Raw genomic sequence first — 14,346 nt, forward strand, 5'->3', positions numbered from 1 at the left:
TCAGTCCTGGGGGCGCTTGAGGCGGGCGACGAACTTGTACCGGTCGCCGCGGTAGACCGAGCGCACCCATTCCACCGGCTCGCCCTGCCGGTCGAGCGAGTGGCGGGAGAGCATCAGCATGGGCAGGCCCACGTCGGTGCCGAGCAGTCCGGCCTCGCGCGGGGTGGCCAGCGAGGTCTCGATGGTCTCCTCGGCCTCGGCGAGGTGGACGTCGTAGACCTCGGCGAGCGCGGTGTACAGGGAGGTGTACTTGACCAGCGACCTGCGCAGGGCGGGGAAGCGCTTGGCGGAGAGGTGGGTCGTCTCGATGGCCATCGGCTCGCCGCTCGCCAGCCGCAGCCGCTCGATGCGCAGGACGCGTCCGCCGGCGGTGATGTCGAGCAGCCCGGCGAGGGCGTCGTCCGCGGTGATGTAGCCGATGTCCAGCAGCTGCGAGGTGGGTTCGAGGCCCTGGGCGCGCATGTCCTCGGTGTACGAGGTCAGTTGGAGCGCCTGGGAGACCTTCGGCTTGGCGACGAAGGTGCCCTTGCCCTGGATGCGTTCGAGGCGGCCCTCGACGACCAGCTCCTGAAGGGCCTGCCGCACCGTGGTGCGCGAGGTGTCGAACTCGGCGGCGAGGGTCCGCTCCGGCGGCACCGGCGTGCCGGGCGGCAGCGTCTCCGTCATGTCCAGCAGGTGCTTCTTGAGGCGGTAGTACTTGGGCACGCGCGCGGTACGGATGGGCGCCCCACCCTCGTTCTCCGCACTGCTGACGTCGGTGCTCATGCTCTGCCTTCCCGGCTCCGGATGCCGAAGCGACCGCCATGTCGTCGGCCACGGCTCACATCGTGGCACGGCTTGTTGTGCGCGTGGTCCCCGCACGCTCCGTGATCCCCTCTATATACCGTCGGCGTACCTGTTGGTCTAGTCCATCGCGCGCAGACGGTGGTGCCGGCGCGGTCGCGGACGGTGCGTGAGCGGTTCCTCCGCAGGCCGTGAACCCGACCGTATTTTGTGCCGCTTGGCTACTTAAAGGTCCTTGCATATGTAGGTCCCATAACGGCCGACTGGACGGGCTTACACACCCTTGACACCCCCCTAGGTCTAGGCCAAGCTCCGGGTACTGGTCTACACCATTGGTCCAGTCCCGGCCCCACGGGCGGTACACGGCGTATGTCACCGCGGGGGAGCAGGGGGGTTCGCAGCATCCCTGAGGAGGGTGGCGTGAAGCGCAAGCTGATAGCCGCGATCGGTATCGCGGGCATGATGTTCTCCGTCGCGGCGTGCGGCAACGACGACAAGTCCGGGGGGTCGGACAAGGGTGCGAACGCCAAGGAGCTGACGGTCTGGCTCACGGTCGACGCGCAGAACAACTGGCCCGAGCTGGTCAAGCAGGCCGACACGGCCATCGAGGCGAAGCACCCCGGCATCAAGATCAAGCACGAGTACTACGGCTGGCCGGACAAGAACACCAAGCTCGACGCGGTCCTCGCCACCGACAAGGCGCCGGACGTGGTCGAGATGGGCAACACCGAGATGCTCGGCTACATGGTCAAGGGAGCCTTTGCCCCCCTCGACGCGTCGAAGTTCGACAACTCGACCGCCTGGCTCGACGGACTCAAGGAGTCCGTGACGTACGACGGCAAGACCTACGGCGTGCCGTACTACGCCGGTGGACGCGTCGGCAACTGGCGCAAGGACGTCGCCGCCTCGGCCGGTGTGAAGAGCACCCCGAAGACGTACCAGGAGCTCACCTCCGACCTGGACAAGATCCAGAAGAAGGAGGGCGCCAAGTTCAGCGCCTGGTACCAGCCCACCCGTGACTGGTACGCGGCCATGTCCTTCGTCTACGACGCCGGCGGCTCCATCGCGAAGGAGGAGGGCGGCACCTGGAAGGCCAACCTCTCCTCGCCCGAGTCGGTCAAGGGTCTCAACGAGTTCAAGACCATCGTCGACAAGTACATGCACGGCGACAAGACCAAGGACGAGTCCGACCGTTACATCGTCTACGGCCAGGGCAAGTCGGGCATGATCTTCGGTGCCGCCTGGGAGGGCGCGACCGCCGAGGACCCGAAGAGCGACAAGACCGGCAAGCTCAAGGGCAACCTCGAGAACTTCGTGATGCCCGGCCCGTCCGGCAAGAACCTCCCGGTCTTCCTGGGCGGCTCCGACCTCGCCGTCCCGGTGAAGTCGAAGGCGCAGGCCGTCGCCGCCGAGTGGATCAACGCGTTCACCGGCGCCAAGGGCCAGAAGGTCCTGATGGGCAAGGGCAACCTGCCCAACAACAAGACCGACCTCGTGAGCCTGCAGAGCGACCCGAAGACGGCGGTCCCGGCCACCGCGGCCGAGTCCAGCTGGTTCGTCCCGATGGCGCCGGGCTGGGGCCAGGTCGAGAAGGCCCAGGTCCTGCAGACGATGCTGCAGAACATCGGCACCGGCAAGAAGTCCGTCGCGGACGCCGCGAAGGAAGCCGACGCCGCGATCGACAAGGTCATCAACACCAAGTGACCCAGGAGCAGGGCCCCGTCGGTCCTCCGCAACGGAGGGACGGGGCCCTGCCTCCCGTACGGCCCGGCCAGGGGGAACGCCCGGCGGCCGGGCCGTACGGGCCTTCGCTTTCGTACGACCTGAGGGACCGCTGAGGAGCGCGCGATGAGTGCCGCAGACACGACCACCCCTGCCAAGGTGCCGCCGCCGCGGCAGGCACCGCCACCGGCCGCCGTGAAAGCGCCACGCGCCAGGCGGACATCGGGCACCACGGCGGCCCCCTGGGCCCTGCTCGCCCCGTGCCTGCTGATCCTCGCGGTGGTCCTCGGCTACCCCATGGTGCGCCTGGTCACGCTCTCCTTCCAGAAGTTCGGGCAGTCCCAGCTCTGGGGCTTCCAGCCGGCCGAGTCCGTCGGCCTCGACAACTTCAAGGGCGTGCTCTCCGACACCGAGTTCTGGCAGGTGGTCGTCAGGACCATCCTGTTCGCCGGCGGGGCCGTCGTCTTCACGATGGTCGTCGGCATGCTGATCGCCCTGCTCCTGCAGCGGGTCTCCGGCTGGGTGAAGACACTCGTCAACATCGCGCTGGTGGCCAGCTGGGGCATGCCGATCATCGTCGCCACCACCGTCTTCAAGTGGCTCTTCGACTCCGACTACGGCATCTTCAACGCGCTGCTCAGCAAGCTCCCCGGCGTCGACATGATCGGCCACAACTGGTTCGCCAGCGGGACCCAGGGCCTGAGCGTGATCATGCTCCTGGTCGTCTGGGGCGCGGTGCCCTTCGTGGTCATCACGCTCAGCGCGGGACTCACCCAGGTCCCCGCCGAGCTGGAGGAGGCGGCACGCCTCGACGGCGCGGGTTCCTGGGGCGTCTTCCGCCACGTCACCCTGCCGATCCTCAAGCCCATCATCGTCATGCTGACGACGCTCTCCGTCATCTGGGACATGGGTGTCTTCCCGCAGGTCTTCGTCATGCGGGGCGGCCACCCGGAGGCGGAGTTCCAGCTCCTCACCACGTACTCGTACGACCGCGCCTTCGTCGTCAACGACTACGCGCAGGGGTCGGCGATCGCCGTGCTGACCGTGCTGCTGCTCCTCGGTGTGGTCGCCGTGTACATGCGTCAGATGCTGCAGATCGGAGAGGTCGAATGAGTGCCGTCGCCACGTCCGGGCGTACGTCCGCCACGGGGCGGAAGTCCTCCGGTCCCCGCAAGTCCAAGCTCGGCTGGAACCTGCTCGGTCTGTTCGTCTTCCTGACCGCGGGCTTCCCCGTCTACTGGATGCTCAACACGGCGATCAAGCCGGCCAAGGACGCCATCGACCCCGACCCGAGCCTCCTGCCCACCGGGTTCACGCTGGACAACTTCCGCCGCGCGCTGGACATCGCCGACTTCTGGGGCCCGGTCGGCCGCAGCCTGATCGTCTCCCTCTCGGTGGTCGTGATCGGGATCGTCGTCGGGATGCTGGCCGCGCTGGCCATCTCCCGCTTCGCCTTTCGCGGCCGCAAGATCGTGATCGTCGGCATCCTCGCGGTCCAGATGGTCCCGCTGGTCGCCATGATCATCCCGGTCTTCCTGCTGCTGAACGACCTGCACCAGTACGACAAGCTCTCCGGTCTGATCCTGACGTACCTGACCTTCATCCTCCCCTTCACGGTGTGGACGCTGCGCGGCTTCATCGTCAACATCCCGAAGGAGCTGGAGGAGGCCGCCATGGTCGACGGCTGCAGCCGCACCAGCGCCTTCATCCGCGTGGTCTTCCCACTGCTGGCCCCCGGCATGGTCGCGACCTCCGTCTACGCCTTCATCCAGGCCTGGAACGAGTACCTCTACGCCCTCATGCTGCTGAGCCAGCAGAACCAGACGGCCACCGTCTGGCTGGGCAACTTCACCACCAAGCACGGCACCGAGTACGCCCCGATGATGGCCGGAGCCACCATGATGGCCGTGCCGATCGTCGTCCTGTTCCTCCTTGTCCAGCGCAAGATGGCCGCGGGACTGACCGCGGGCGCCGTGAAGGGATAACGCCACCCGATGACGACATTCGCCAGCGGTACCACCGCGTCCAACGCGCGGGACGGCCTCACGCGCGACGCCCTGACCGTGCTCCAGCCCGGTTTCACCGGCACCACGGCTCCGGACTGGCTGCTGCGCCGCCTCGGCGAAGGCCTCGCCTCCGTCGGCCTGTTCGGCCGCAACATCGCCTCGCCCGAGCAACTGGCCGCGCTGACGGCCCAGCTCCGCGCCGAACGCGACGACGTCCTGGTCGCCATCGACGAGGAGGGCGGTGACGTCACCCGCCTGGAGGTGCGCACCGGTTCGTCCTTCCCCGGCAACCACGCGCTGGGCGCCGTGGACGACGTGGCGCTCACCGAGGAGGTCGCCCGGGAACTCGGCCGCCGGCTGGCCGCGTGCGGGGTGAACCTCAACTGGGCGCCGTCCGCCGACGTGAACTCCAACCCCGCCAACCCGGTCATCGGCGTACGGTCCTTCGGCGCCGACACCGACCTGGTGGCCCGGCACACGGCCGCCTACGTCACCGGCCTGCAGGCCGCCGGTGTCGCCGCCTGCACCAAGCACTTCCCGGGCCACGGGGACACGGCTGTGGACTCCCACCACGCCCTGCCCCGCATCGACGCGGACCTGTCGGTGCTCCAGGCGCGCGAGCTGGTGCCCTTCCGGGCGGCCATCGCCGCGGGCAGCCGGGCCGTGATGAGCGCGCACATCCTCGTCCCGGCCCTGGACCCGGAGCGCCCGGCCACCCTCTCCCGCCGCATCCTCACCGGGCTGCTGCGCGAGGAACTCGGTTACGAGGGCCTCATCGTCACCGACGGCATGGAGATGCAGGCCATCGCCGCGACGTACGGCATCGAGCGCGGGAGCGTGCTGGCCATCGCGGCCGGCGCGGACGCGATCTGCGTCGGCGGGGGACTGGCGGACGACGACACGGTGCGCCGGCTGCGTGACGCCCTGGTCTCCGCCGTACGCTCCGGCGAGCTGTCCGAGGAACGCCTCGCGGACGCGGCGAACCGGGTGCGCGCGCTGGCCGAGTGGACGGCCTCGGCCGCCGCGGCCCGCAAGGCCGCCACGAATGGCTTGAACGGCTCGAACGCCTCGAACATCGGCGGCGGTACGGGTGGTGCGAGCGGTTCCAGTGGCGTGAACGGTACGCGCGGTTCGGATGTCACCGGTGGTGCGAACGGGACCGGCGGGGCGGACGGCCCAGCCGCTGCGAGTGGCCCGGCCGGCCCGGACGGCGGTACGGATGTCACCGGTGGTGCGAACGCGAGCGGCCCGGAAGGCCCGGACGGCGGTACGGACGGAGCGGCGGAGGGAGCCGTCGAGGTGGGGCTGGTCGCCGCCCGGCGCGCGCTGACCGTGACCCGCTCCGCGTCGCACACCCGGCTCCCGGGGGCTCCCTACGTGGCCGCGTTCACCCCGGTCGCGAACATCGCCGTCGGCGACGAGACCCCCTGGGGGGTGGCGGCGGAGCTGGCGCGGCTGCTGCCCGGCACCGAGACCGGCAGCTTCTCCGGCGAGGACGCGGGCTCCGAGGCCCTGGCGGCCGCGGACGGACGGCCCCTCGTCGCGGTCGTCCGCGACGAACACCGGCACCCCTGGATGGGGGCGGCCCTGGACACGCTGCTCGCCTCCCGGCCCGACACCGTCGTGGTCGAGATGGGCGTCCCCCAGTCGGCGCCCCGGGGCGCCCTGCACATCGCCACCCACGGTGCGGCACGCGTGTGCGGCCGTGCGGCGGCGGAGGTGATCGCGGGCGCGTAGCGCCCCGCCTCCGGGCCTCCGGGCCTGACCCCCGGAGGCCCGGGCATCGCCCCAGGCCACACACCGGTGCCGGACACTCCCCTGAGAGCGCCCGGCACCGTGGCATTCCCCCACCCCGCCCCGACGGCCCCGGCCCGACGGCTCCGCCTCGACGGCCCCGGCCCGCGCGCGGCCTTCGCCCGGGCATCTTGGCCGCGCGTCCTCTGCGCGCCAGACCTGCGCCCGGCCGGGCCTGCGCAGGACCGGGCTCTGGCTGACCGGCCTCCGGCCGGGTCGCCTGTCCGCGCGGTCTCCGCCGCGTGACCACGCTCCCCCGAGCCGTCTCCGACCGAGGCGCCCCCGCCCGACCAACCCCCGCCTGCGAGGGTTCCTGCCGTCGGCCTCGGCTTGCGTCAGCGGGGCCTGTCCTTCGGCCTCGGCAGTGGACCGTGGAGTCCTGTCCTGCGTGCCCCTGGCTCGTCCCCGGGGCCCCGCGCCCCTGCTGCTCCTGGGCAGTGCCCCGGGCTCCCGTGGGGGCTCCACGCACCGGTGCCGGGCGTTCCCGTCGGAGTGCCCGGCACCGGTGTCGTGGTGGGTCCGGCGCTTGGGCCGGGGGTCGTGTCAGATTCCCTGCCAGTCCGGCTTCGCGGCGAAGGTCTGGCGGAAGTAGTCGCCGAGCTTCAGCTTGGACGCGGCGGCCTCGTCGACGACCACCGTGGCGTGCGGGTGCAGCTGGAGCGCGGAGGCCGGGCAGATCGCGGCGACCGGTCCCTCGACCGTCGCGGCCACGGCGTCCGCCTTGCCCTCGCCCGTCGCGAGCAGCACCAGGTGCCGGGCCTCCAGGATCGTGCCGATGCCCTGGGTGATGACGTGGTGCGGTACCTGCTCGATGTCACCGTCGAAGAACCGCGCGTTGTCCACCCGGGTCTGCTCGGTCAGCGTCTTGATCCGGGTGCGCGAGGCGAGCGAGGAGCACGGCTCGTTGAACCCGATGTGCCCGTCGGTCCCGATCCCCAGCAGCTGGAGGTCGACGCCGCCGGCCGCCGCCAGCGCCTTGTCGTAGGCCTCGCACGCGGCCTGGACGTCGGCCGCCGTGCCGTCGGGGCCCATGAACGCGTCCATGCCGATGCCCAGCGGCTCCAGCACCTCGCGCCGCAGCACGGACCGGTAGGACTCGGGGTGCTCGGCCGGCAGCCCCACGTACTCGTCGAGCTGCGCCACGCGCGCGCCCGAGGCGTCCACGGCACCGGACCCCACGCGGGCCGCGAGCGCCGCGTAGATGGGCAGCGGCGTCGAGCCGGTGGCCACGCCGAGGAGCGCGTCGGGCTTGCGCCGGAGCAGCTTCGCCATGGCCTCGGCGATGAGCTCGCCGCCCGCCGCGGCGTCCGGGACGATGACAACTTCCACGCTGGGCCTGCCGATCTGGAGAGGGGACTCAGGAACGCGCCCGAATCCGAAGGGGGACACATGTGGTATAGACCAATCTAGCAGAGGGTCACCCTTCCGTCGCCCCGCCACGGGGTGCGTCGCGGGACGAATCCCCGGACCCGCCCGGACTCGTGAATTCCGCTTGAGTGCGCCGCCGTCGGCCCGGTGGCTCCTGCCGTCCGGGGAGCGGCGCGGGATACCCTGAAGGGCGCTCCTGGTGTTGGATGGGCGGACGACGAGGTCCGCCGCCGCGGCGCGCGGGCCGAGGACGCGGCCGCGCACGCATGGACGCACAAGCATGGTCTAGTCCACAATGGACTGAGAAACTGAACAAGCCTCCGTCTTCCCCGCACAGGAAGACGGACCGAGGAACCGGCGCTCTCTGCCCTGACTGCTCCGGCTCCTCTCTTCGGCCGACCGGGACCGCACACCCCACGGCCGATGTTGCTCCGGGCTGCGGTGCCGGGAGGGTTGAGGGTCCCTCTCAGGCGCCGCGGCCCGCGGGTGTTTCCGGGGCCGCCACAGCGCCCCCGGGGCCCCGTGCGCGCGGCCGATTTCGGGACCTGTCGGATCCTCCGGGTACGCTCGCACACGTGCCCTCCATGAACGACCTCGTACACCAGCACACAGCCCTCGACGACTCCGATCTCGAGTGGCTCCATCTGCTGGTCTCGGAGTGGCAGCTGCTCTCCGACCTCTCCTTCGCCGACCTCGTCCTGTGGGTCCCGACCCGGGACGGCACCCGCTACGTCTCGGTCGCCCAGATGCGCCCCAACACCGGGCCCACCTCGTACCAGGACGACATGGTCGGCCATCTGGTCCCGCGCGGCCGCCGCCCCCTGCTGGACGCCGCGCTCGACGAGGGCCGGATCGTGCGCGAGGGCGACCCCGAATGGCGCGAGGAGGTGCCGGTCCGGGTCGAGTCGATCCCCGTCCGGCGCGAGGGCCGCGTCCTCGGTGTCATCGCGCGCAACACCAACCTGCTCACGGTGCGCACCCCGAGCCGCCTCGAACTGACCTATCTGCAGAGTGCCTCCGACCTCGCCCAGATGATCGCGGCGGGCACCTTCCCGTTCCCCGACCAGCAGGTCGACATGGACGCCTCGCCGCGCGTGGGCGACGGACTGATCCGCCTGGACGCGGACGGCATCGTCCAGTACGCCTCCCCGAACGCGCTCTCCGCGTACCACCGCATCGGTCTGGCCTCCGACCTGGTGGGACACAACCTCGGTACGACGACCGCCGAACTCGCCCCGTCCCGGGGCCCGGTGGACGAGGCGCTGTCGAAGGTCGCCAGCGGCTGGGCCCCCCGTGAGTTCGAGATCGAGAGCGCCGACGGCGTGATCCAGCTCCGGGCGATCCCGCTCAAGCCCAAGGGCACCCGCGTCGGTTCCCTGGTCCTGCTCCGGGACGTCACCGAACTGCGGCGCCGCGAGCGCGAGTTGATCACCAAGGACGCCACCATCCGGGAGATCCACCACCGGGTGAAGAACAACCTCCAGACGGTGGCGGCCCTGCTGCGGCTACAGGCCCGGCGCATCGAGTCGGACCGGGGCCGCGAGGCCCTGGAGGAGGCCGTGCGCCGGGTCGGCTCGATCGCGATCGTGCACGAGACGCTTTCCCAGAACCTGGACGAGCGGGTGGAGTTCGACGAGATCGCCGACCGGGTGCTCGCCATGGTCGCCGAGATCTCACCCGGCAAGGTCACCGGCCGGCGCACCGGCCGCTTCGGCATCCTGGACGCCGAGGTCGCGACCCCGCTGTCCATGGTGCTCACCGAGGTCCTGCAGAACGCGCTGGAGCACGGCTTCCGCGAGGGCGACCGGGGGACCGTCGAGGTCTCCGCGGTGCGCGGCGGCACCTCCAAGGACGCCCGGCTGCTGGTCACGGTGCAGGACGACGGGGTCGGGCTGCCCGAGGGCTTCGACCCGCACCGCTCGGGCAACCTCGGCCTGCAGATCGTACGGACGCTGGTGGAGGGCGAGTTGGGCGGCACCTTCGACATGGTCGCCGCCCCCGAGCGCGGCACCCAGGTGCTCCTCGACATCCCGGTGGTCGTGCCCAAGTAGCCGGCCCGCGCCCCGGCCGGTCCGGGGCGCATCCGGGCCCACGGCCGGGGAGCCGGCACCGCCCGGACGGACATCACTCAGCGTGACCGATTCCGGACGCGAACAGCAATGAGCCCCGGATCACCAGGTGGTCCGGGGCTGAAAGCTCGTTGCATCAAGCGCATCGGGGTACTGCGCGCTGCGGCTCGGGGGCGGGAGTTGCGTACTCGCTGTACGCGCCGCCAAGCTCAGGCTCGTGCGGGGTGGAACGTCAGGCGGTGGCCTGACGAGCTCGGTTGCGGGCGGCACGGCGCTTCATCGCGCGGCGCTCGTCCTCGCTGAGGCCACCCCAGACGCCGGAGTCCTGGCCGGACTCGAGCGCCCACTGCAGGCACTGCTCCATGACGGGGCAGCGGCGGCAGACGGCCTTGGCTTCCTCGATCTGCAGCAGCGCAGGACCGGTGTTGCCGATGGGGAAGAAGAGCTCGGGGTCTTCCTCGCGGCAAACGGCGTTGTGACGCCAGTCCATGGCTGCTACCTCTCCTTGGTATTACATGCACGTTGCTTGTGAATGTGAACGCTTTCACGAATCCCTCAACAAGTGAAGGGCCGACAACCAGACGGACTGGTGTGGTCCTGTGAATTGAGGAGGGGTTCCGGTGCTCTGTGGGGCCGATGTTTGCGGGCCGTCCCGAGCGCCACCTAGAGACTCGCAAACCTCAGCGGCGGATACAACCCCTTCCGGAAAGTTTTTTTTGATTCCTCGGTGTCGGCTGAGTCACAGCCGTACTTCCATGGGGTGGACCGTGGCCTAAACGTTCGAGTGAAAGGAGTTTGGCCTCTTCCACTCACACAATCACACGCAGTGCACGGCGTACGCCTGTGAACGTCACGCTCGTGCGCAGTCCCAGATGGTCGCCGTCCATCTGAAGGGGGAGCGGCACCTTCGAATGCAAGGTGAAGTCGGTCAGGTCGTGCAGAGTGACAGCGTGCTTGCCGCGGGGGCCCCGCTCGGGGGACGAAGTGAGCAACTGCGTGGCATACCGGGCGACGGCGGGCGTCGACATGCGGCTGAGTGCCAGTACGTCGAGTCCGGTATCGAACGAGGCCTTAGGCGTCGCGTACACCGGACGATTGCCGAGAAACGTCCACGGCGAGGTGTTGCAGATGATGGACAGCACCAGATCGCTCACCGGGTCGGCGCCGGGGCGCTCCAGGGTGATCATTCCGCGCCGGCGGTGCGGATCGTCCAGAAACTGCCGCAGCACTTGGCGCAGATACAGCGCGTGCGTGGAGCGCCGGCCGAGTTCGCGCTGCTGTTCGACCCGTCCCACGACGCCCGCGTCGAAGCCGAGACCGGCGCAGAAGGTGAACCAGCGGGCGGGGACGGACTCGTCCTCGGTGCCGGGGGTTCCCGCGGCGAGACCGAGGCCGACGGTGCGCTCGCGCTCCTCGCGCAGCGCGTCCAGCAGGGCGCCGGTCGCCTCCACGGCGTCGTTCGGCAGGCCCAGGGCGCGGGCGAAGACGTTCGTCGAGCCGCCGGGCACCACGGCCAGGCCCGGGAGGCGCTCGGGGTCGGGGCCCCGGTGCAGCAGACCGTTCACGACCTCGTTGACCGTGCCGTCGCCGCCGAGGGCCACGACCAGGTCTATGTCGTCACTGTCGGCGGCCCCCCTGCCGAGGTCCCGGGCGTGCCCGCGGTACTCGGTCGTGACCACTTCCAGTTTCATCTCACTGGCCAGCGCGTGGATCAGCACGTCACGCGTACGCGCACTCGTGGTGGTTGCCGCCGGATTGACCACGAGAAGTGCACGCATGCGATGCAGCGTACCTACTGGGTGGTACTCGTCCCAGACCGAGGTAGGGATCAAGTAAGAGTTCGCAGGTGGCGCGGGTGTGAGGAATCCGACGTCCCCGAAGCCCGGAGCCGTGCGGTTCCCGGGCACGGGCACTTCGGGCGCCCGGAGCCGGCGGCTACTCTTCGAGGGTGAGCCGTGAGCAGAATCCCACTTCCGACGCCCCCCGCCCCGCCCCCCGTCCCGGCCGGCTGACCGCCGCCGCGGCGCTGGCCGCGCTGGAGGGGACCGCCCTCGTGGCGGGCGGCGTCTGCGTCCTGGTCCTCGGACTCACCGGCGACCCCGACAGCAGGACGCAGGCCGTCACCGGCGGCGTCACGCTGATCGCGCTCGCGCTGCTCCCGCTGCTCGCCGCGCGCGGACTGCTGCAGCGCCGCTCCTGGAGCCGGGGCCCCGCCCTCATCACCCAGATCGTGGCGCTGCCCGTGGCCTACACCCTGCTCCAGGCCGACAGCGTCGCCATCCCCGCCGGGATCGCCCTCGCGGCCGTCGCGCTGACGGCCCTCGTGCTGCTCGTGCACCCGGAGACGACACGGGCCCTCGGAATCCGAGGGCCCGGCGGCGACGTGCAGGACGCACCGAACGAGAAGTAGGCGGGACCTCGGGAAGGCCCCCGGGCTCACTCCTCGACGAGGAGCTTCTCCCGCAGCTGGGCCAGGGTGCGGGCCAGCAGGCGCGAGACGTGCATCTGGGAGATGCCGACCTCCTGCGCGATCTGCGACTGCGTCATGTTGCCGAAGAAGCGAAGGAGCAGGATCCGCTTCTCCCGCGGCGGCAGGTCCTCAAGGAGAGGCTTGAGCGACTCGCGGTACTCGACGCCCTCCAGCGCCTCGTCCTCGGCGCCCAGGGTGTCCGCGACCGCGGGGGACTCGTCGTCCGTGTCCGGGACGTCCAGGGACAGCGTGGAGTACGCGTTGGCGGACTCCAGGCCCTCCAGGACCTCCTCCTCCGAGATGGCCAGCTTCTCGGCCAGCTCGTGGACCGTCGGGGAACGGCCGTGCAGCTGGGAGAGCTCCGCGGTCGCCGTGGTCAGCGCGAGGCGCAGCTCCTGGAGCCGGCGCGGGACGCGCACCGCCCAGCCCTTGTCACGGAAGTGCCGCTTGATCTCGCCGACCACCGTCGGGGTCGCGTAGGTCGAGAACTCGACCCCGCGCTCCGGGTCGAACCGGTCGACGGACTTGATCAGCCCGATCGTCGCGACCTGGGTCAGGTCGTCCAGCGGCTCACCGCGGTTGCGGAAGCGGCGGGCCAGGTGCTCGACGAGCGGCAGGTGCATTCGGACGAGCTGGTTGCGCAGCTCCGCGTACTCGGTGCTGCCGTCCTGCAGCTTGCGCAGCTCGACGAACATCGCCCGCGCCCCGCTGCGGTCCTGCGGGTCGTGCTGGACGTGCCGCTCGGCCGGCTCGTGCTGCGCGGCCCGCACCTCCTGCTCGGCGTTTCGCTCGGCCGGCTCGTGCTGCGCGCCCCGCACCTCCTCGGCGTTTCGCTCGTGCTGCGCGCCCTGCACGTTCTGCTCCGCGTTTCGCTCGTGCTCGCTCATAGTCCCGCCCGTCACCATTTCCCGAGCTCGAGGCTCTTCCCCCGTGTCCTCGGCCGCGCTCGAACCGGGGGGACCTCCCCGGACGGGGAAGGCTCCCGGCTGCGCCGCTGCCACCGAGGAGACGCCGATCTCCGGATGCGGCCGGGCCTGTTCGGGGATGCCGTCGACGCCCTCCGCCGTGTGCCGCGGCCCGTCCGGACCGTCGGCGCGCTCCGCGGGAGGCTCCCGTGTGCCGCGCTCTTCGTCCCGCACCGGCCCGTCCCCGTTCCTCACGCCGGCCCGGGTCCCGCGCCGCGTTGTTTGTAGAGGCTGATCGACACGGTCCTGTCCTCGGCCACGGTGGAGTCGACCTTGCCCGCGAGAGCGGACAGGACGGTCCACGCGAAGGTGTCACGTGACGGAGCGTGACCGTCGGTGGTCGGGGCCGAGACCGTGACCTCGAGAGAGTCGTCGATCAGCCGGAAGACACAGCTGAGCACCGAACCGGGGACGGCCTGCTGCAGCAGGATCGCGCAGGCCTCGTCCACCGCGATGCGCAGGTCCTCGATCTCGTCGAGGGTGAAGTCCAAACGGGCCGCCAGCCCGGCCGTGGCCGTGCGCAGTACCGACAGGTAGGCACCCGCGGCCGGCAGCCGGACTTCCACGAAGTCCTTCGTCGCGGGCTCGCCTGCGATCTGGGACACCCTCACCTCCATGGTGGTACAAGCTCGTTCGAGCTCTTTCGGGGGCCGAGGGTCGCCCCCCGGGGTAACGCGCTACGTCGTTCTGCGGTGACGCTACCGCGCTCCCGACTTTCCTGTCCTGGGGACCCCGCCCCTTGCTGTCACTCATAGTAAGCCCATGAGTACGGACAGTGGCTAGAGGTCTGCGGCCCCAAATAGGAAGAGCGCGCGCCGGGTTGACGTACCCAGACGTCAGAGGGTCGAACCGTCCGGATCGTGGGTCACCCGCGGACGCGATCCACGGCTCAGACGAGGACGTGGTCCACGAAACACCAGCGCCAGCTCTCCCCCTGCTCGAACGTGCGCATGATCGGATGTCCGGTGTCGTCGTGGTGGGCCGAGGCGTGCCGCAGCGGTGAGGAGTCGCAACAGGCGAGATGCCCGCACTCCAGACACAGCCGGAGCTGCACCGGGTGGGTACCGGCGGCCACGCACTCCAGGCAGGTCTCGCTCCCGGGGGCGGGTTCGGGCTGCGGCAGCGCGTCGGCGTGCGTGCACTGTTTCATGATTGCCAGGTTACGTCGG

General features: G+C 70.6%; 13 protein-coding genes. 6 read left to right on the forward strand and 7 right to left on the reverse strand.

Features of this window, described 5'->3' with window-relative positions; genetic code table 11:
• Window positions 1-765: a GntR family transcriptional regulator gene (locus tag IO36_RS17105; RefSeq protein WP_037620853.1), complete on the reverse strand. Its 765-nt coding sequence runs from the start codon at window positions 763-765 to the stop codon at window positions 1-3.
• A gap of 438 nt (window positions 766-1,203) precedes the next feature.
• Here IO36_RS17105 and IO36_RS17110 point away from each other — a divergent pair, with 438 nt between their 5' ends.
• The 4 genes from IO36_RS17110 (at window position 1,204) to IO36_RS43795 (ending at window position 6,248) form a co-directional block, all read left to right on the forward strand.
• The gene (locus tag IO36_RS17110) at window positions 1,204-2,487 is read left to right on the forward strand and encodes an extracellular solute-binding protein (RefSeq protein ID WP_037620855.1); all 1,284 of its coding nucleotides are present in this window, start codon (window positions 1,204-1,206) and stop codon (window positions 2,485-2,487) included.
• Window positions 2,488-2,631: 144 nt separating this feature from the next.
• Window positions 2,632-3,618 carry a carbohydrate ABC transporter permease gene (locus IO36_RS17115; protein WP_037620857.1) on the forward strand — a complete coding sequence of 329 codons (987 nt, stop codon included), beginning with the start codon at window positions 2,632-2,634 and terminating at the stop codon, window positions 3,616-3,618.
• A complete protein-coding gene (locus IO36_RS17120; RefSeq protein ID WP_037620858.1) occupies window positions 3,615-4,490 on the forward strand; it encodes a carbohydrate ABC transporter permease in 876 nt (291 codons plus the stop codon). Before IO36_RS17115 ends, IO36_RS17120 begins: the two co-directional genes overlap by 4 nt.
• Window positions 4,491-4,499: 9 nt before the next feature.
• A complete protein-coding gene (locus IO36_RS43795) occupies window positions 4,500-6,248 on the forward strand; it encodes a glycoside hydrolase family 3 protein (protein ID WP_037620859.1) in 1,749 nt (582 codons plus the stop codon).
• 600 nt (window positions 6,249-6,848) lie between these two features.
• Here the strand turns inward: IO36_RS43795 and nagB are convergent.
• Window positions 6,849-7,634 carry a glucosamine-6-phosphate deaminase gene (nagB, locus tag IO36_RS17130; protein WP_037620860.1) on the reverse strand — a complete coding sequence of 262 codons (786 nt, stop codon included), beginning with the start codon at window positions 7,632-7,634 and terminating at the stop codon, window positions 6,849-6,851.
• Window positions 7,635-8,257: 623 nt separating this feature from the next.
• Here nagB and IO36_RS17135 point away from each other — a divergent pair.
• The gene (locus IO36_RS17135; protein ID WP_037620862.1) at window positions 8,258-9,724 is read left to right on the forward strand and encodes a sensor histidine kinase; all 1,467 of its coding nucleotides are present in this window, start codon (window positions 8,258-8,260) and stop codon (window positions 9,722-9,724) included.
• Between the two features lie 250 nt (window positions 9,725-9,974).
• On the opposite strand, the gene IO36_RS17140 is transcribed toward IO36_RS17135, so the two are convergent.
• Window positions 9,975-10,232 (reverse strand): WhiB family transcriptional regulator, encoded by a 258-nt coding sequence (locus IO36_RS17140; RefSeq protein ID WP_006380970.1) that lies wholly within the window; start codon window positions 10,230-10,232, stop codon window positions 9,975-9,977.
• A gap of 319 nt (window positions 10,233-10,551) precedes the next feature.
• Window positions 10,552-11,520 (reverse strand): diacylglycerol/lipid kinase family protein, encoded by a 969-nt coding sequence (locus IO36_RS17145; protein WP_037620863.1) that lies wholly within the window; start codon window positions 11,518-11,520, stop codon window positions 10,552-10,554.
• 170 nt (window positions 11,521-11,690) lie between these two features.
• Here IO36_RS17145 and IO36_RS17150 point away from each other — a divergent pair, with 170 nt between their 5' ends.
• A complete protein-coding gene (locus tag IO36_RS17150) occupies window positions 11,691-12,152 on the forward strand; it encodes a hypothetical protein (protein WP_037620864.1) in 462 nt (153 codons plus the stop codon).
• Window positions 12,153-12,178: 26 nt separating this feature from the next.
• Here the strand turns inward: IO36_RS17150 and IO36_RS17155 are convergent, their stop codons facing one another.
• The 3 genes from IO36_RS17155 to IO36_RS17165 form a co-directional block, all read right to left on the reverse strand.
• Complete coding sequence (locus tag IO36_RS17155) at window positions 12,179-13,372, reverse strand: RNA polymerase sigma factor SigF (RefSeq protein ID WP_107065728.1); 1,194 nt, start codon at window positions 13,370-13,372, stop codon at window positions 12,179-12,181.
• On the reverse strand, window positions 13,369-13,782 hold the full coding sequence (locus tag IO36_RS17160) for an ATP-binding protein (protein ID WP_037621001.1): 414 nt from the start codon (window positions 13,780-13,782) through the stop codon (window positions 13,369-13,371). Before IO36_RS17160 ends, IO36_RS17155 begins: the two co-directional genes overlap by 4 nt.
• 284 nt (window positions 13,783-14,066) lie before the next feature.
• Window positions 14,067-14,327: a UBP-type zinc finger domain-containing protein gene (locus IO36_RS17165; protein WP_037620866.1), complete on the reverse strand. Its 261-nt coding sequence runs from the start codon at window positions 14,325-14,327 to the stop codon at window positions 14,067-14,069.
• Between the last annotated feature and the right edge of the window lie 19 nt (window positions 14,328-14,346).

Source organism: Streptomyces aureus (genome assembly GCF_000725495.1).
GTDB classification, from domain to species: domain Bacteria; phylum Actinomycetota; class Actinomycetes; order Streptomycetales; family Streptomycetaceae; genus Streptomyces; species Streptomyces aureus_B.